Annotated in this window: 16 protein-coding genes, 4 tRNA genes and 1 pseudogene; 12 read left to right on the plus strand and 9 right to left on the minus strand. The window is 41.3% G+C overall.

Translation table 11 applies throughout. The features are described 5' to 3' along the window. Position 1: 1 nt before the first annotated feature. The 5 genes from QL229_RS08170 to QL229_RS08190 all read right to left on the minus strand — a co-directional run bounded on the left by QL229_RS08170 (position 2) and on the right by QL229_RS08190 (position 4,439). A complete protein-coding gene (locus tag QL229_RS08170) occupies positions 2–2,149 on the minus strand; it encodes a winged helix-turn-helix domain-containing protein (protein ID WP_281546753.1) in 2,148 nt (715 codons plus the stop codon). A 95-nt stretch (positions 2,150–2,244) separates the two neighbouring features. After that, positions 2,245–2,586, minus strand: a complete 342-nt coding sequence (locus QL229_RS08175) for a gamma-glutamylcyclotransferase family protein (RefSeq protein WP_281546754.1) — start codon at positions 2,584–2,586, stop codon at positions 2,245–2,247. 1 nt (position 2,587) lies between these two features. Next, positions 2,588–3,130 carry an acireductone dioxygenase gene (locus QL229_RS08180; RefSeq protein ID WP_135922959.1) on the minus strand — a complete coding sequence of 181 codons (543 nt, stop codon included), beginning with the start codon at positions 3,128–3,130 and terminating at the stop codon, positions 2,588–2,590. Further along, entirely contained in the window at positions 3,127–3,813 is a 687-nt protein-coding gene (gene mtnC, locus QL229_RS08185) for an acireductone synthase (protein ID WP_199527219.1), read from the minus strand. The genes QL229_RS08180 and mtnC overlap by 4 nt, the downstream gene beginning before the upstream one ends. Next, positions 3,810–4,439, minus strand: coding sequence for a methylthioribulose 1-phosphate dehydratase (locus tag QL229_RS08190; RefSeq protein WP_281546755.1), 630 nt, complete (start codon positions 4,437–4,439; stop codon positions 3,810–3,812). The genes mtnC and QL229_RS08190 overlap by 4 nt, the downstream gene beginning before the upstream one ends. Before the next feature lie 99 nt (positions 4,440–4,538). On the opposite strand from QL229_RS08190, the gene QL229_RS08195 reads away from it, so the two are divergent. From QL229_RS08195 to QL229_RS08205, 3 genes are all read left to right on the plus strand, one after another. Beyond that, entirely contained in the window at positions 4,539–5,681 is a 1,143-nt protein-coding gene (locus QL229_RS08195; RefSeq protein WP_281546756.1) for a methionine aminotransferase, read from the plus strand. Beyond that, positions 5,669–6,442, plus strand: coding sequence for an amidohydrolase (locus tag QL229_RS08200; protein ID WP_281546757.1), 774 nt, complete (start codon positions 5,669–5,671; stop codon positions 6,440–6,442). Before QL229_RS08195 ends, QL229_RS08200 begins: the two co-directional genes overlap by 13 nt. Positions 6,443–6,507: 65 nt before the next feature. Further along, entirely contained in the window at positions 6,508–7,923 is a 1,416-nt protein-coding gene (locus tag QL229_RS08205; protein ID WP_281546758.1) for a mannose-1-phosphate guanylyltransferase/mannose-6-phosphate isomerase, read from the plus strand. A 93-nt stretch (positions 7,924–8,016) separates the two neighbouring features. Here QL229_RS08205 and QL229_RS08210 read toward each other — a convergent pair whose 3' ends face one another. The 3 genes from QL229_RS08210 to QL229_RS08220 all read right to left on the minus strand — a co-directional run bounded on the left by QL229_RS08210 (position 8,017) and on the right by QL229_RS08220 (position 11,585). Continuing rightward, positions 8,017–10,173 carry an ATP-binding protein gene (locus tag QL229_RS08210; protein WP_281546759.1) on the minus strand — a complete coding sequence of 719 codons (2,157 nt, stop codon included), beginning with the start codon at positions 10,171–10,173 and terminating at the stop codon, positions 8,017–8,019. Positions 10,174–10,326: 153 nt separating this feature from the next. Further along, positions 10,327–10,983 carry a response regulator transcription factor gene (locus QL229_RS08215; RefSeq protein WP_135922952.1) on the minus strand — a complete coding sequence of 219 codons (657 nt, stop codon included), beginning with the start codon at positions 10,981–10,983 and terminating at the stop codon, positions 10,327–10,329. Between the two features lie 230 nt (positions 10,984–11,213). Next, positions 11,214–11,585 carry a histidine triad nucleotide-binding protein gene (locus QL229_RS08220; protein WP_135922951.1) on the minus strand — a complete coding sequence of 124 codons (372 nt, stop codon included), beginning with the start codon at positions 11,583–11,585 and terminating at the stop codon, positions 11,214–11,216. Positions 11,586–11,690: 105 nt separating this feature from the next. Between QL229_RS08220 and QL229_RS08225 the strand changes: the two genes are divergently transcribed. Next, a complete protein-coding gene (locus QL229_RS08225; protein WP_281546760.1) occupies positions 11,691–12,314 on the plus strand; it encodes a DUF2057 domain-containing protein in 624 nt (207 codons plus the stop codon). Between the two features lie 53 nt (positions 12,315–12,367). Here the strand turns inward: QL229_RS08225 and QL229_RS08230 are convergent, their stop codons facing one another. Beyond that, the gene (locus QL229_RS08230; protein WP_135922949.1) at positions 12,368–14,212 is read right to left on the minus strand and encodes a M1 family metallopeptidase; all 1,845 of its coding nucleotides are present in this window, start codon (positions 14,210–14,212) and stop codon (positions 12,368–12,370) included. A 145-nt stretch (positions 14,213–14,357) separates the two neighbouring features. Between QL229_RS08230 and murB the strand changes: the two genes are divergently transcribed. The 8 genes and pseudogenes from murB to QL229_RS08270 form a co-directional block, all read left to right on the plus strand. Further along, positions 14,358–15,368 carry a UDP-N-acetylmuramate dehydrogenase gene (gene murB, locus QL229_RS08235; RefSeq protein ID WP_253039071.1) on the plus strand — a complete coding sequence of 337 codons (1,011 nt, stop codon included), beginning with the start codon at positions 14,358–14,360 and terminating at the stop codon, positions 15,366–15,368. Then, on the plus strand, positions 15,365–16,357 hold the full coding sequence (gene birA / locus QL229_RS08240; protein WP_281546761.1) for a bifunctional biotin--[acetyl-CoA-carboxylase] ligase/biotin operon repressor BirA: 993 nt from the start codon (positions 15,365–15,367) through the stop codon (positions 16,355–16,357). Before murB ends, birA begins: the two co-directional genes overlap by 4 nt. Further along, the gene (locus QL229_RS08245) at positions 16,354–17,052 is read left to right on the plus strand and encodes a type III pantothenate kinase (protein ID WP_199527228.1); all 699 of its coding nucleotides are present in this window, start codon (positions 16,354–16,356) and stop codon (positions 17,050–17,052) included. Before birA ends, QL229_RS08245 begins: the two co-directional genes overlap by 4 nt. A gap of 117 nt (positions 17,053–17,169) precedes the next feature. Beyond that, positions 17,170–17,245, plus strand: a tRNA-Thr gene (locus tag QL229_RS08250). 40 nt (positions 17,246–17,285) lie between these two features. After that, positions 17,286–17,370, plus strand: a tRNA-Tyr gene (locus QL229_RS08255). 44 nt (positions 17,371–17,414) lie between these two features. After that, positions 17,415–17,489, plus strand: a tRNA-Gly gene (locus tag QL229_RS08260). A 13-nt stretch (positions 17,490–17,502) separates the two neighbouring features. Then, a tRNA-Thr gene (locus tag QL229_RS08265) sits at positions 17,503–17,578 on the plus strand. Between the two features lie 136 nt (positions 17,579–17,714). Continuing rightward, positions 17,715–17,791 (plus strand): annotated as a pseudogene (locus QL229_RS08270) (elongation factor Tu); the annotation flags it as partial.

Genomic DNA, 17,791 nt, shown 5'->3' on the forward strand with positions numbered 1-17,791 from the left:
TTTATTCAGCGCTTTTTTCTGTGTAAAGCTCAATGCTGTTTTGACTGTTTGCTGTTAAGAATGAAATTGCGAGCTTGTCATTACTTGCATTGAGCTGGCTAATAAAGTGCAAAGGCTGCATTTGCAGAGCTAATTCGACATCCTGCAGGTTTGCTAATTTAATGCTATACACTTCAGTTTCCGTGGCAATATACAAGCTGTGTTGGTTGCTTGTCATTGAGATAATTGAAGGCTTCAGCTCGGTTAACTTATCTGGCGTTGTTAGTTCACTGTAAGTATTGCTGTCACTATCTAAAAGCAGGTATTTTTCATATTTAGAATGCACTATTAGCTGAGTTTCGTCATACCAAGCAATTGCCAAAGGGGTGTCGATGGTACTTTTGACAACTTCATCGCTGTTAGTATGCAAAATCATTATTTGGTTTTGCAGGCTACTAAGCTCGGTATAAATAACGGCAATCTTATTACCTCTGACAGCCGCCAGTTTAGTGTTCCCTGGTAGCGTCCAATGCTTAATTTCTGAAAAGTCATTCGCATTTAGTAGCGTTAATTGCTGATTGGTTTTATTAAAGCTAACAAGCTTACTACTGCTACTATTTGCAGCAATAATCGCAGTATCTTCACCAAGTTTATCGGTTATATCGATATATTGGTTGTCTTTTCGAAGCCAGTGTTGGCGTTTGTAGTATTCAAAGTCAGCGAAATACACATCATTATTAGTTAATGCAACTAAGTCATCCTCATGCTTATTTGCAGTCGCAATATAGCTCATTTGTTTTGATTTTAAGTCAAATAAAGCTGCATCACTGTCGTGTATATCTGTGCTAATTAGCACGCTATGTTTATTAAGAGGGTAAGCGTAATTGGCTCGTTTTACAGGGGCTTTAATAGGTTGCCCACGGCTCATGGTATCAAACGAAAATGATTCAATCGTCAATTTACCGCGGTTATACCAAACAAGCGAGTTGCTTTGCTCATCGTAAGTCGCAGCCCAAGAGCGGTAATTGTTAGTTGTTAATAGCTTTAGTGAGCTGCCGTCTAAATTAGCCATGTAAATTTCTGCTTGGGCAACATTATGGCGTTCAAAAATAATGCGGCTAGGGTTTTGAATCGTCGTTAATATAAAGTCACCCGTGCCTGTAATATTAGGTGAGGTAATGCGAATCTCTTCACCTGTTTTTAAATCTTGTGCATACAAAGCATATAGGTGAGTTAAACCACGGTAATTATTGCGCCTTGTAATTGCCACATTGCCGACTTCCATGTATTGGCTTGGGGTGCGGTTTAGTACAGATTGATTTGTTCGAGGCTTTATTAGTGCTTCGTTAGATAGCAGGTTACTCGCTTGCCAAGTAATACAATCGTTGTAATCATCCCCTTCACATGAACCATAAAATAAGCGTTCACCGTCTTCAGACCAACCTTGTAAAAATAGCTCCCCTGATGCAATCTGGTACTCTCGTTTAGTTGTTAAGTCGACAACATAAAGGTGTTTCTTATCATTTTGCAGTATGTAAGCCAGTTTCGTTTTGTCTTGGCTTAGCAATAACCGATAGTGCGTGCCTTTATGCCAAGTAATGGTTTCGGCTTGAAGATCTAAAAATGGTGCTTGCTCTTGGGCTTCGACATTGGCTTGGGGCTGTTGTATATACAACCAGGTGGCAGCAATCAATAAACTTAATACTAAGGCAACAAAAGGCCATGGCCAGCGCGATGAGTGAGTGTTTTTCTCGCTGATGGTGTTAGTGTATAGGTGAGGTTTTGCTTCTTCATTTGCCGCTACTACTGGTTCAGCAATAGGTGCCTGCTCAAGAGGTCGCACTGCAATGAATAAGCTGTAGCCTTTACGATAATGGGTTTTAATGGTTTGACCTGGCTGTTTCTCTGATTTGAGTACTTTTCTTAGTTCAGAGATAGCTCGGTTTATAGCATTGTCATCAACAAAACTTTGTTGCCAAATATTTTCAACCAGTTCTTGGCGAGTAATTATTCGCTCGTTATTTTCAATAAAAAAGCAGAGTAATTTAAAAAGCAAAGGTTCTAATTCGCGGGTGTGAACACCGTCACTGATAGTTTGCTGTTTTATATTAAGTTGCCATTCGCCAACAAAAATAACATTATCGCGTAAGGGTGAAAGTGCCGACCCCATTTTTAGTCCTTTAGCAAATAATTAGTACTTATTAATGGGGTCGATAATAACAGAAGTTGTACTGTAATTGGGTTTTTTTGTTTTATTTTTGTAAATTAAAGACTATTTTTTGCAACATATACCCACGCATTAGTATGGCAGAGGAATTTTTCTGCAATGCGTTGATAGTCGTCCACTTCGTATTTATCTGCTTGTGCAAGCTCTTGCTCTGTAATTAAGTAGATTGTGCCGCTCACAGAGTCGTTTTCATTACCTGTTTTTAATAATGCAGGATGAAAACGTTGCCCACTGCTTTTAAGTACGGCCTCGTCGGTGATCTCTACTTCGCCAACTACATACCCTGTCAGCGTGGCTGGTTGACCTTCGAGCAAACGCCCGAAGGTATCTAACTGAACTTGTGGGTACTGCAAGGTACCGTACGAAAATAGCTTTTCCATATTAATCCAAAAGGGGAAAGTTGTTAGCAATATCAGACTCAGTACTTTGCGCGACCCAGCCTTCGGTATTATTGAATAAGCGAATTGCTGTGAATTCAGGATCACTGCCCATATCAAACCAATGTGGTGTAAGCTCAGGTACTGAAATCAGGTCGCCTTGTTGGCAAAGAACTTGATACACTTTATCGCCCAAGTGTAGGCAAAATAACCCTTGGCCTTTCACAAAAAAGCGCACTTCATCTTCACTATGAGTATGTTCAAATAAGAACTTGCTGCGTAATTCGCTGGCATTTGGGTTACCTTTTGCAAGCGAAATAACATCCACTGTTTGATAGCCACCTTCAGCCTTAAGGCGTTCTATATCGTTAGCATAGGCAGTTAAAATAGCGTCATGACTGGTGTCTTGATCAATCTGTGCCGTTGCTTGCCATTGCTCAAAGCGAACGCCAACCGCATTAAGCTCTCTAGCAATAGCGCTTAAATCTTCACTATGAAACAGTATGTTATCTGCGTTTGTATCATTAAAAATAGTTAATTGACTCATACTAAAAGCTCCGCGCTGAATGCTGTGAAATCGTTAATATATGGGTGGATATCACTTGCTTCTTGGCCATCTCGAATAAGGTGAAGCGTTCGCAGACCTGCCGCTTTTGCAGCATCAAGCTCTGCTTCAACATCGCTTAAAAATAGCACCTCTTCAGCGTCAAAAGGCAGTTCAGCAATAATATTCTCATAAGAGCTTTGCTGTTGTTTTGCGCCTACTTTAGTATCGAAGTAACCACTGAATAAAGGTCTAACATCACCATAATCAGAAAACTCAAAAATCAGGTGTTGGGCTTTTACTGAGCCAGATGAGTACACATAGAGACTTTTGCCCGCTTGTTTTTGGGCTTGTAAAAAGTCATAAGCATCAGGGTAAAGGTGGCCAGTAAAATCACCATTTTCGTAGCCAGTTTGCCAAATTAATCCTTGCAATTGCTTAAGTGGAGTAATTTTTTGGTCCGTTTCTATCCAATGAATTAAATGCTTAATAACCGTGTCAATATCGGCTTCGGGTTGTTCAATATGTGCTTTAACAGCATCAATTTGGGCTGCAACTTCTGGGTCAGTTTGATGTGATTTTACAAACTCGGGTAATTGCCCTGCAGCGTAAGGGAATAAGACGTCTTTGACAAAAGAAATGCGGGTAATTGTGCCTTCAATATCGGTTAAAATCGCTTTGATCATGGCTGAACTCCAGCTTGAATGCCCTCTAGTTTTAAGCGCTCAAGTTCACAGCTAAACAAAAACTCTAAGCCTTCTAAATGACGCAGTACTTCTTTGATATCGCGACCAACCACGTATAAACCGTGGCCGCGGATTAATACGGCATGCTCAATAGGGGTATGAAGGTGATGATCACTGACAAGTAAACTTAAACGGTCGATGTCTTGGTCGTTATCAAAAATAGGAATACTTAGCGTATCTAAATGCGATTTAACACCACTTAAAGACTTTTGCATTTCGTAGCCGTGTAAGTTGATAGTATGGCCTTTAATAACACGCGATAACACGGTTGCCGCTATCGAATGAGTGTGTAAGACATAGTTTGCTGATGGGATCAGCTTATACATATTTAGATGCAGCTCGGTTTCGGCTGAAGGATTACCTGAGCCCTTAGTGCGATTACCTTCATGATCAAATTCAATAAACGCATGAGTGCCGAGTTGGCCTTTATCGAAGCCACTTGCTGTGACGACATAGCCACTTGCTGTGCGGGCTGAAAAGTTACCACCAGTAGCAGGGACCCAACCGCGTTGACTTACCCATTTACCGGCTTCAATTAGTTCTGAAATAGCGGTATTGTTATGCATATATTCCTCGACATTCTAAAAATTATTTAGACGGCTATACATCTGTTTTAAGCAATGATAGCATCGCTTCGGGCGCAAAACCATCTTTAAGGAACCTCTGTGTTTGAAAGTAAATTGCCGAATTTAGGCACTAGCATTTTTAGTCAAATGACCGCTCTGGCAAATAAGTACCAAGCGCTTAACTTATCTCAGGGTTTTCCTGAGTTTGATGCACCTGAATTACTAAAAAAACAGCTTAATCATTATGTACTTGAGGGGGTAAATCAATATGCACCTTCAAGTGGTGTTGCAAGGCTGCAGCAGCAAATAGCCGCACTGATTGCTAGAAAATACCATAACAACATAAATTACGAGCAACAAGTTACCGTCACCTCAGGGGCAACAGAGGCATTGTTCGTGGCGATTCAAGCACTTGTCAAAGAGGGTGATGAAGTTGTGGTATTTGACCCCGCGTATGACTCGTACCAGCCAGCAATCGAACTTGCCGGTGGTCGCTCAGTTCACGTTGCCTTGCATGCGCCAGATTACAAAATTGATTGGCAAGCCGTAGCCGATGCCATTACAGACAAAACGCGTGTCATCATCATCAATACGCCACATAACCCAAGCGGTAAAATCTTTAAAACAGAAGATATCAATGCCCTTAAAGCACTTGTTGCTAAGCATGATTTATATGTAATCAGCGATGAAGTGTATGAGCACATTACCTTTAATGGTGCTTTGCATTTAAGTGCGCTGACCGACCCTGAGTTATTTGCACGCAGTTTTGTGATCTCAAGCTTTGGCAAAACCTTTCACAGCACTGGCTGGAAGATGGGTTACTGTGTTGCGCCTGCTCAGCTAATGGTGGAGTTTCGTAAAATTCATCAATACGTGACTTTTTCAAGCTTTACGCCTGCCCAACATGCACTTGCCGATATGCTTGAGTTAGAGCCTGAGCATGTTGATGAACTGAACCTTTTTTATCAACAAAAACGCGATTTACTTAGCGAAGCACTAGCACACAGTCGCTTTAAAATTTTACCAAGTGAAGGCACCTACTTCTTATTGCTCGATTATAGTGATGTATCTGATCTTGATGATGTTGAGTTTTGCCATTGGCTGGTAGAGCAAGCAGGTGTTGCAGCTGTGCCGCTTAGTGTGTTTTACAACAACGTAAGCAGCGACAAAGTGATTCGTTTATGTTTTGCAAAAAATGATGACACATTAAAACGCGCCGCGGAGATTTTATGTCAACTTTAACCTTAGCTTTAGTGCAGTCCTCACTGCATTGGCTTGATAAAAACGCTAATCTTTCGCACTTTACTGAGCAGCTTAATGGCTTAAAAGAGCAAGTTGATTTAATTGTCTTGCCAGAAACATTTGCTACTGGTTTTGCGATTAATCTAGATTGCAGTGAGCCTGAGCAAGGCGAGGTACTTAGCTGGTTAAAAGCCACAGCTAAGCAAAAAAATGCTGTGGTTGCAGGCTCTGTTTTAGTCGCAAAAGGTGATAAAAAAGCCAATCGCTTTTATTGGGCTTGGCCAAACGGCGAAGTAAAGTATTACGACAAACGCCATTTATTCTGTTTAGGTAACGAAGGCAATTTTGTTGCAGCAGGTACACAGCGCGAGATATTCACTATTAATGATTTTCGCATTTTACCGCAAGTGTGTTACGACCTTCGCTTTCCTGTATTTCAGCGTAATTGCAACGACTACGATGTGATGATAAACGTAGCTAATTGGCCCGCTGCTCGTCGCCATGTGTGGGATACCCTGTTAAAAGCACGCGCAATGGAAAACCTCTGTTATGTCGCAGGCGTCAATCGCATTGGCGCTGATGGTAATGATGTTGCCCACAGCGGAGGCACTGCTGTATATGATTTTAAAGGTGATACCTTGGCAGCGCTTGAAGATAACCAATCGGGTATCATTATTAAGCGCTTAGAAAAATCACCTTTAGGTGACTTTAGAAAGGCTTTTCCTGCTCATTTAGACGCTGATCAATTTCAGTTACTGTAATTGCTCGAAGAAGCCTACTCAAAAATTTGTTAAACTCATGGTTGGATAATTTACTTTAAGCAATCATGAGTCGCAAAATCACTCCCGTTATTCTTGCTGGTGGTATAGGTTCTCGTTTATGGCCTTTGTCACGTAAAGCGATGCCTAAGCAGTTTTTACCTTTGCTTAGCGACAAGTCACTGTTACAGAGCACGCTTTTACGTGTGGCTGACTCACGATTTAATGCGCCGATTTTAGTATGCAATGAAGAGCACCGTTTTATTGCTAAAGCGCAAATTGCAGAAATCACAGATAGCTATACTCTACTGCTGGAGCCTGAAGGTAAAAATACCGCGCCAGCGATTGCCTTAGCAGCTGAATTTGCGTTGAAAAATGGCCTAACGGATCCCTTACTAGTCATGCCTGCTGATCACCACATAAGTGATTTTGATAAGCTTATTGCATGCTTAGATAATGCTATAGCGCTTTGCCAGCAACAACAGTTAGTGACCTTTGCCATTACACCCACTGAGCCACATACTGGTTATGGTTATATTCGCCAAGGTGAGCAGTTAGCCCATGAAGGCTGCTTTAAGGTGGCTGAATTTAAAGAAAAACCAGCCCGGCAATTAGCCGAGAAATACCTTGCCAGTGGTGAATATTGCTGGAATAGCGGCATGTTCTTATTTTTGCCGGATGTGTATTTAAGCGAACTTAATCGTTTTGCGCCAAAGATTGCTGACAGTGTCGCAAAGGCGGCAAGCTTTACTGCAGATTTAGGTTTTCAACGGCCTGTTGCGGATGCGCTCTCAGCATGCCCAAGTGATTCCATTGATTATGCTATTTTGGAGCGTAGCGCTAACGTTGCTGTTATTCCTGTTGATTTAAATTGGAGTGATGTTGGCAGCTTTTCAGCACTCTCTAAAATCGCTGAAAAAGACTGTCATGGTAACTATTTAGCCTCGCAAGGCGTGAGTTTAGATAGCGAAAATAATCTACTCATTAGCGAAGCCGACCACACTATTGCGGCGCTCGGCGTGAGTAATCAAGCAATTATTCATACTCATGATGCCACTTTAGTGGCAGATAAAAGTGTGCTCGATAAGCTTCCTGATTTACTTAAGCAGCTGGCTGTTATTGATAATGACAAATTGACTCACCATCAAGCGGTATTCAGACCTTGGGGCAACTATCGAACTTTAATTGAAAGTACTGGCTTTAAGGTAAAGAAAATAATCGTCAACAGCGGTGCAAAACTCTCAACTCAACGCCATCAGCACCGTGCAGAGCATTGGGTTGTCGTATCTGGAGTGGCAAGTGTGCGAGTAGGTGATGACGAGTTTGAGCTAACAGCCGATCAATCTTGTTATATTGCGGCTAAACAATTACATAGCCTCGCTAATCAACAAGCCACACCTCTGATCGTTATTGAAGTACAAACCGGTGCAATACTTGATGAAAGCGACATCGAGCGATTTGATGATAGGTATGGTAGGGACTAGCTATCAGTTTTAACTAAATTGAGCTGGTTGTTTCTTTATTGGGAACAGTCGGCTTAAACTTTTATTGGTTAGGTTTTAACGCTTCCACTTTCCCTAAGTTAATTCACTTCTTACATGTTTTAAGTAGGCTTGAAGGCTGTCTTGCCACAGCACAAGTGTATCTGTAAGCGAGTCTTTAAGAGGTTTGTTGTCGAGTAACTTACGCTCTATTTTTTTAAGCTCTAAGCCGTAACGGTTAAAGCCTAATTGCAAAGCGGTACTGGCTTGGCGGTGGAGAAGTTTGATGCACTGTTCTTTATCATCTTCTACAAGTTGTTGACAGCGAATCAACTTGTTACGAGCTGATAAAACAAATTCGTTGTAGATTGATGATACTTCATCTTCATTAAATGAGCTTACAAGTGTCGCTGCAGCCGTTTCATCGTACAAAGTGTCGCGCAGCTCGACAGCTATGCTAGCAGCCTGGTTCGTTTGCGAATCGCTAAGTGCTTGGCGTAGCTTTTGTTGCTTTATTGGTTTTCCGACAATATCTTTAATTCCCAGCGCCAAGTATTCTTTTATTTCATCGGGGCTAAGGCTTGCTGTAAAGGCAAGCACCGGTGTTCGTTGATTTAAGTGGTCAACAGTTTTAAGTTTTTTTAATACATCCTGCCCACTGAGATCAGGTAAATTCATATCAAGTAACACTACGTCAAAGTGGTGCTTTTGCATTAACTCTATAGCGCTTTTACCATCTTTTGCGAGCTTAATTTTGTGCTCGTCATCGGCCATAAATTCGATAGCAATTTTTTGGTTTAGATCGAGATCTTCGACCAATAAAACGTCAAGCCCAGTGACATAGTCTTTTGATTGGTGGCGTTGTTCAACAAGACTTAACTCACCAATCGCAAGTGAAATATCGAAACTAAAAGTACTGCCTTTATTTAGCTCACTGGTTATATTAAGTTTACTTCCAAGCTTTTCGAGTAATCGGCTTGTTATTGCCAAACCAAGTCCCGTGCCGCCTTTTTCTTTACCTGCACTGCTTTGTACATAGGGTTCTGTGAGAAAGATAATTTCTTCGTCTTCGATACCCGGACCTGAGTCGATAACACTGATGCGAACAAGATGATCTAATTGTCTTTCTTTAAGTAACGTTATATGTATTTTTACTGCGCCGTGGTCTGTAAATTTAATCGCATTACCCACTAAGTTAATAATAACTTGTCTTAGTTTTTGCTGGTCGCAGTAATAACATGCTTGAGCAGGTAAATCGTAAATAAGCTCAAACTTTAAATGTTTTTGTTCTGCAAGCGGGCTTAGCAGTAAGCATAAATTGTTTAACCAAGTTTTAAACTCAACATCTTCTTCATAAAGCGCTTCATCACGCTGATCTAGACTTGCATAATCAAGGACTTTATCAACCAGTAAATTGAGAGATTCTGCAGAGTTGATAATCGCTTCACAGTAAGGTTTATCGCGAGGATCACTTGATTGGTTCATGATAAGTTGTGCGCTCCCTAAAATACCATTTAGGGGGGTGCGAATTTCATGGCTAATTGTTGACAAAAATAAGCCGCGAATTTCAAGGTCTTTTTGTGCTTTTTCAGTGAGTTGGTTTAAATTCTGTTCTCGGCGTTCATTACATAATAATGCCATACCCGTGGCATAAAACATGGGTGCGATAACGCCGTTAATGAATAGGGTAATACTAAACCAGTTTGCTGATAATAAGTCTGCTTTAGCAATATCGCCCATTAATAAAGTGCGGCCAGTAAAAATAGCAAGAATAATGCTGAGTATTAAAATATAGACAATACTGCCATTAGGGTAGTTTTTGCGGCCATTGCGAATGAACAGTGCCAATAAGAACAGCGCTTCGATAACATGCTGTAAATCAGAAACTAAAATGCGACTTCTTAACTCTGAATTGTCAGTAGAGAGGTAGATCATAAGTAGCGCAAATGCTGCAGTTATACCGACAAAAGCTTTGAAACCGACACACTTAGCATTGAAAAATTGGCAAACGGCAAGAACATGAATGATTGAGGCACAAAAAAGTAGTGAGTTGGCAATCGATATACTGGCTACATTATTAATATGACCATGTAATGCAAAACTCATTACTGATGCAAACATGACAAGAGGGTAGAAAATATAAAGAAGTGTACCCGGGGTATTATTATTTGTTCGCCAGGTTAAATAGTTCAGTAACGTCATTACCGCCATCATAGCGGCGCTTACATAATATAAAGTAGCTGAATCTAGCATTATTTTTCCGGCAGTCTGCAGTCAGCTTGAGAATAAGGTCTATTGCCATGTATATCAACTACAAGATACAAAAACAGACGCTAGTAGCGTCTGTTTAACTTAGTAGGGTGTATTGTAGCAATTGGCAATAATACTTGACGAAGCGTATTGAATTTAACGGATCTCGTCAGGAATATTTTGCTGTGCCCATGACAATAACTCGATACGGTTACGGCATTTGGTTTTTCTGAATGCACTGTACAAGTGAGTTTTTACTGTGTGTGGGCTGATGCTTAAGTCTTCAGCAATCTCTTTATTTTTCGAACCTTTACTCATTAGTGAAATAATTGCTTTTTCACGTTTAGTAAGTTTAACCGGCTCAATGTCGCCATCTGTCAGTTTATGTAAGGCATCTTTATTAAACTGCAGCATGCGATTTAATGCATTACACATGATTTCGCGGCGATACCATAATTGATCTTCCAGCAACAAACGAATGCCTTTCATTAACACATCAGCATTGTCTGTTGTGTAAAAAACACCACGGATACCACTTAATAGAGCACGGTTAGCTAATTCAGGGTTTTCATCTAAATTGAATAATACGATATCGCATTTCATGCGCAGATGAACGAGTTGCTCTTTAAGCTTACCCCATGGATCAGTGCTTGATGTTTCAATGAATAACAAGCGTGTGCCTTCAGGTACTTCAGAAATATCAGTACCAGATGTGACGTCTAGCCCCTGTGTTTTTAAAAGTGGTTCTAATACATTAACACCAATTGTGTTAACCGGTTCTGGATCTAATAATAAAAAGGCTGAACTACTCATATATATACACTCTTGAATAAAGTTGACAGTTTCATCCTACCACGCAATCCACCCCTTTCGTATTAGAAATTTCTGAGAGTTGTGCAGGAAAAGTGCAGTTTGTGTCTATTTTGTGTCAAATAATACAGTTAGTTAACTTAATGCAACGTGTTAACTAACTGATATATATATAGTATAGTTCAAATTAATATGTTTGTACTACTTTTTACAGTTATTTACATATTAAAGTGCTAGATGCTTTCTTTCATCTTATCTTGGTAAGGAGGCCAACCCATTGGTTTGCCCGCTAACATGTGTAGGTGTATATGGTACACCGTTTGCCCGCCATGTTCGTTACAATTCATCACAACACGAAAGCCATCCTCACTAAAACCAAATTGCTTAGCTAGTTTTGCAGCAACGACATACAAGTGACCAACCAAGTGGGCATTTTCTTCTGTAACGTCATTAACAGTCGCAATTGGTGTTTTGGGAATGATCAATACATGAAAGGGTGCTTGTGGATTAATGTCTTTAAAAGCCAGTGATAACTCGTCTTCATAGACAATATCGGCAGGGATCTCGCGATTAATAATCTTTGTAAAAATAGTCTCTTGGCTCATACTTAGCTCTCTTATAAATGTGGTTAAATGACCGCCCACTAATGACAAACTTTATTTGCAGTGTCAAACTGAAACTGCCACAAGTTGAACAACCAAGGAGTGAACATGCGTAAGTTAGTATTACTGAGTAGTGTGTTAATGCTATTGAATAGTGTTAGCAGTGTAGCCGAGACTATTCACTTTCCAGAAGAGCTTGTACCGTTACAAGTGGGAGAACGCCTTATTGAGCAATCATTTTTTAGCCGTGTTGATGATGTTGAGCTTGCCCCAGGTACCTATCAGCTGAAAATGAAATACACAGATCTATATGAGCAAGGTTATGACGACCATCAGGTTGTAGAGTCAGAGCCTTTTTGGGTTGAAGTGACGGTTGAAAATGGCAAAGACTATGATGTTGTATTTAATCGCGCCAGTAATGCAGTAGCAGCGCAGGTGTTTGCTGAGTCACCTCAAGTGAGTCTAAAAGCGAAAGGCAGTGAGCTTGCGATGCCGTTATCAATTGTTAGTTATCGTGCACAGCCAACGTCAGCGCAAGCTGTTGCGACAGCGCCTGTTGCAAGTTCAAGTAGTAAGCCTGCGACAGCGGTGCCAGTTACCTTACCTGCAAAAGTACCAGGTGGGCAGGCTGGATTAAAAAATATGCCAAATGCAGCGGCAATGTTAGAGTTTTGGTGGCAACAAGCGAGCCCTGAAGAGCGTCGTGCATTCTTACAAAAGGTAAGCAACTAATTCTAATTATTAAAAAAGGCGCTGAAATCAGCGCCTTTTTTGGGTTTAGTGACTTATTTTGCGAATAAGTCGTCAACTGTACCTTGTGCAAGAGGGTGGTAACCCGGACGTGCTTTTAAGTACACATCATGTGCCCAGTCTTTTTTACCGTTCTTAATAAGTGCTTTATATAGTGGCACAATTAATTTACGGCGACCGATGCCAGAGAGGTGCTTATCAAGAGCAGGGTAAATTGGTTGATAACCATTACCTACCGCTAGCATAAACCATGCGAAAGCGCGCTCAGCATTAGTTGACTGTGTTAAGTTGAATTGCTTATCAAGCTCAGTCATTTTTTCAATGCTTAAATCGCGAGGTAGATTATTTAAAAAGTGTAGCCACTCATGAACAGACCAATCTGCTGTTGGTAATTGAGCTGCGCTAATCTCACCGTTTAACCATGTTTTGGTCACTGCATCAACTTTATCGAAAGCATCAGAGGTTGGATTTGGTGCATCACTTGGTAAACCTGGCTCAAAAATCCACTCATTAACTTTATCCATGCTGACCACGCCTGGGTATTTGTCGATCAGGTTTGCTTTTAAGTAAGTAACAAATTGAGCGGTTGTAAGAGACTTAAACGCAAATTGATCAAAGTAACCTTTTACAAATGGGTCAAACTTGTCACGACCATATTTGTTTTCTAGATAGATTAAGAAAAGTTGACCTTTAGTGTAAGGCACTGAGCTAAATGCATCATCAGGATCGCGGCCATTTAGTTTTAAGTTAAGGCGCGTATCTGGTGCTGGTAGCGTTTTAAGTAATGCACGTAAGCCTGCTGCATCAAGGGCTTGTTCCATCACTGCACGGTCACGGCCAAACACTTCTTCCATGATGCGGTTTTCAACGTAAGACGTGAAGCCTTCGTTTAGCCATAAATCTTCCCACGTTGCATTAGTCACTAAGTTACCAGACCAAGAGTGAGCAAGCTCGTGAGCAATTAGGTTTACTAAGCTTTTATCGCCGGCAACAACCGTTGGTGTGATGAATGACAAGCGTGGGTTTTCCATGCCACCGAATGGGAAGCTTGGTGGCAGCATTAATAAGTCGTAACGACCCCATGCGTATTCGCCATACATTGCGTTAGTTTTGTCGATCATCGCTTGTGTGTCGTTAAACTCCGCAACCGACGCATCTAAAATTGTTGGCTCAGCAAAAATACCGGTTTGCTTAGACATGGCTTTAAATTCTAAATTACCCGCACCAATTGCGATTAAGTATGGCGAAATGGGTTGTGGCATATCGAATAAGTAGTCGCCGTCTTTATAAAGCGCATCTTTATTGTCAGCACTCATAACTGCACGAATGTCTTTAGGAGTGTGAATACGTGCAGAGTAAGTTACGCGCATTGCAGGCGTATCTTGTACAGGGATCCAACTACGAGCATGAATTGCTTGTGATTGGCTGTACATAAATGGGTGTGACTTACTGGCTGTTTGCTCTGGTGTTAACCACTGTAAACCTGAAGCTTCTGGGCGGCTGTTGTAGTAGATACGTGCTTTAACCGCTTGGCTTTTAAATTTAATTGTTAATTTTGAGCCCTTCACGTCATCACGTGCAGCAAGGGTGAAGTCAGCTTTGTGCCAGCTGCCTTTTTTATCTTGATACATTACTTTGTCGATATCTAAATCGCGAGTATCAAGTACAAGTGTTTTGCTGTTCGCATTGTGCCAATCTAGCGTGTGCTCAACAAAACCCTCTAGTTGTTTGTCATCAAAATCAACATCTAAATCTAGTAGTAGGTGAGTGGTTGTTACGTCATCTAAGTTTGCGTAAGTGTGTTGGCTGATTGCATCTGCAGTCGCTTGAGAGCAAGCACCGGCCATAGCAAGACTTAAAAGTAATGGTTTAAACTTCATAATAACCCTGGAACACAAATGAAAAAGAGCCCGTTTTATAACATGATTAGTGCAGTGGGTTGAGTGATTTTTACAATCTAATGCGTATTTTGCGACGATAGGTTACACTAATGCGATTAGTTACCGGTAACCTTTGAGGCGTTTTGTGGCTCAGTCCCTGCAATCTTTTCATACCTTTTCTTTGCCAAGCCAATGCCAGCATTTTTATCAAATTGATGAAGTGAATCAGCTTTTAAGCACAGACTTTTCGTCTCCCTTTTGTATTTTAGGTGAAGGCAGTAATACGGTGTTTTTATCTGACTACCAAGGTTCTGTCGTTCACATGAACACGAAGGGCATAAATATAGAGCAGCAAAGTGATGGCTTTTTATTGCATATAGCGGCCGGAGAAAACTGGCATCAATTAGTCGCTATGACCATTGCCAATGACATGCCAGGGCTTGAAAACCTTGCTTTAATCCCCGGTACCGTTGGCGCTGCGCCAGTGCAAAATATTGGTGCTTATGGTGTGGAGCTCGAAAAGTTTGTTAGTTATGTTGAGTACTTTGATATTGCTACCAAAACGATAAACCGTTTAACAAAAGACGAATGCCAATTTGGCTATCGTGACTCTATCTTTAAACATGCACTTAAAAATAAAGCGGTGATCACTCAAGTCGGGTTACTGCTCCCTAAAAAGTGGCAACCAGTGCTTAGTTATGGGCCATTGCAACAGCTTACAACTCCTTCGCCACAGCAGGTGTTTGAACAAATCATCACAACGAGAAACAGCAAACTACCAAACCCAAGTGAACTTGCTAATGCGGGAAGTTTTTTTAAAAACCCAGTGATCTCTAATGAACAACTAGCGTTACTTCTAAAACAGTACCCTGAGCTACCTCATTACTATGTTGATGCTGAACATCATAAGGTTGCCGCAGGGTGGTTGATTGAACATGCTGGGTTAAAAGGCTATCAAGTTGCAGGAATTGAAGTTCATCAGCAGCAAGCGTTAGTGCTCGTGAATCACGGCAATAGCACTGGAGATGATTTAATTGCCATGGTGAAACATGTTCAGCAACAAGTCTGGCAAAATTACAAAATTGCACTACAACACGAGGTGCGACTGATTGATGCCGATCGTGAGTGTCACATTGAATTGGGAGCTTCATCATGAAAGCACCAGATGGTAATAAATTAGCTATTTTGCAAGCGCTCAATCAAGGTGGTTTTGTTTCTGGCCAGCAATTAGGAGAGCAATTAGGTATTAGCCGTGCTGCTGTTGGTAAACATATTCATTCTTTGCAGGAAATGGGCCTAGATATCTTTAAAGTAACGGGTAAAGGGTATTGCCTGAACAATAATGCAGGGTTTCTTAATCAACAAGCGATTACTGAGCAGTATAAAAAACTAGGTGGTAACACAGCTAACGTTGAGGTGCAGCCAATTATTGATTCAACCAACAGTGAATTAATGCGCCGTCTACAAAGTGATGTTCCGTTAACATCTGGCACTGTACTGGTTGCGGAAATGCAACAAGCAGGAAAAGGCCGTCGCGGCCGAGTATGGCAATCACCATTTGGCGCTAATTTATACTTTAGTTACTTCTGGCGCTTGGATGATGGCTTACAGGCGGCGATGGGAGTGTCGATTGCAGTAGGGCTAGCTGTATATGATGCCTTAAAAGCTTTGTATCAAATTGATGTTGAGCTTAAGTGGCCAAACGATATTTATATAAACAGAGAAAAACTGGCGGGTGTTCTCGTTGAACTTGATGGGCAACCACAAGGGCCCTGTCAATTAGTGATCGGTATTGGCATAAATCTACATATGCCCGAAAGTGTCAGCCAACACATTGACCAAGCGTGGACCGACCTGAGTCAGCATGTTCAACAGTTAGATAAGAATAAACTCGCTGCTTATTTGTGTATTTGTTTAGAACAGCGATTAGCGCAGTACCAGCAGTCAGGGCTAAACGAGATGTACATACGATGGAATAGCTTAAATGCATTTGCTAAAGAGTGTGTCGAGCTAAATACAGGGCATCGTAGCTGGCGAGGAATTTGTGAAGGGATTGATAGCCAAGGTGGTATCCGCATTCGCCAAGACGGAGAGGTAAAAAGTTACTATGGTGGTGAGATTTCATTGCGTAAGGCAGATAAATGAGACTGTTAGTTGATGTAGGTAATACTGCTATTAAAGCTGTTTTATATAATCAGGGCTGTTACAAACAGTGTGAACTGAATGCTCTGCCTTGGCCGCAAATTAATGACATGGTGTTTGCTTGTGTTGGCAGTACCGAGTTGCTTGCTCCTCTCATTAAGTTAGCCGAGCAACATAAAGTTACCGTGTACGAGGCAAAAGTAAGCGCTAAACTTGAGAATTTAAAATGTGCCTACGAGCACTTTACCAATTTAGGTATTGATCGTTGGCTTGCACTAATTGCTGCATATGTGGAGCTGCCAAAGCAACACTGTATTGTGGTCGATGCTGGCACCGCAACAACGATTGATGTATTAAACAGCGAAGGAGAACACCTTGGTGGGTGGATTTTGCCTGGGCTTGATTTAATGACAACCTCATTAACGCAAAATACGCAAAAAGTGTTCGATGATGGGCAAACTCCATTTGCTGCAGAGTTAGGCCGAAATACCCCTAATGGTTTAAAAAACGGTGCGCTTGTTGCGACTGTAGGGGCAATTGAGCAAGCTAAGCGTCATCTTAATAACGAAAATAGCTGCTTATTATTCGCTGGTGGCTATGGAAAGTTGTTGGCCGAGCAGTTCGCTGAGAGTGAGTTTGACAGTCAGCTTGTTTTTAAAGGACTGAATTACTGGTTAGAATTAACACTAAAACAGTAAAAAAGCCTATATTTGCCTGAATAGTGAGCGTTTAACACATAAAATCACATTTTTTTTGATTTTATTGTTGCATCACAATAAACCTTACCTTAGAATCTCGCCCCGTACTAAAGCAGTGCCGACTTAGCTCAGTTGGTAGAGCAACTGACTTGTAATCAGTAGGTCATCCGTTCAACTCGGATAGTCGGCACCACTTTCCTTTTACCGGAAGTGACTTAGTAAAGAATTTTCGTGGAGGGGTTCCCGAGCGGCCAAAGGGATCAGACTGTAAATCTGACGGCTCAGCCTTCGCTGGTTCGAATCCAGCTCCCTCCACCACTTTATTCTTGACGGTTAGAGGTAGTTTAAGAACAGGTTCCTATGCGGGCATCGTATAATGGCTATTACCTCAGCCTTCCAAGCTGATGATGCGGGTTCGATTCCCGCTGCCCGCTCCAGACTTCTGGTGTTGCTGATATAGCTCAGTTGGTAGAGCGCACCCTTGGTAAGGGTGAGGTCGGCAGTTCAAATCTGCCTATCAGCACCAGTATCGAGAACTCATCTTAATTTCTTCCTTTATCTGTCAGAAAAAACTATTTGAAATTTGAAAAAATTAAATTAATCTACCCTCGGTGGATTATTTTCATATGTAATCTAGATACACAAAACTGATAGGTTCCGTCATGGCAAAAGAAAAGTTTGAACGCGTAAAACCGCACGTAAACGTTGGTACAATCGGCCACGTTGACCACGGTAAAAC

The organism is Pseudoalteromonas sp. PAR1, from assembly GCF_947311895.1.
Classification (GTDB): Bacteria; Pseudomonadota; Gammaproteobacteria; order Enterobacterales; family Alteromonadaceae; genus Pseudoalteromonas; species Pseudoalteromonas lipolytica_C.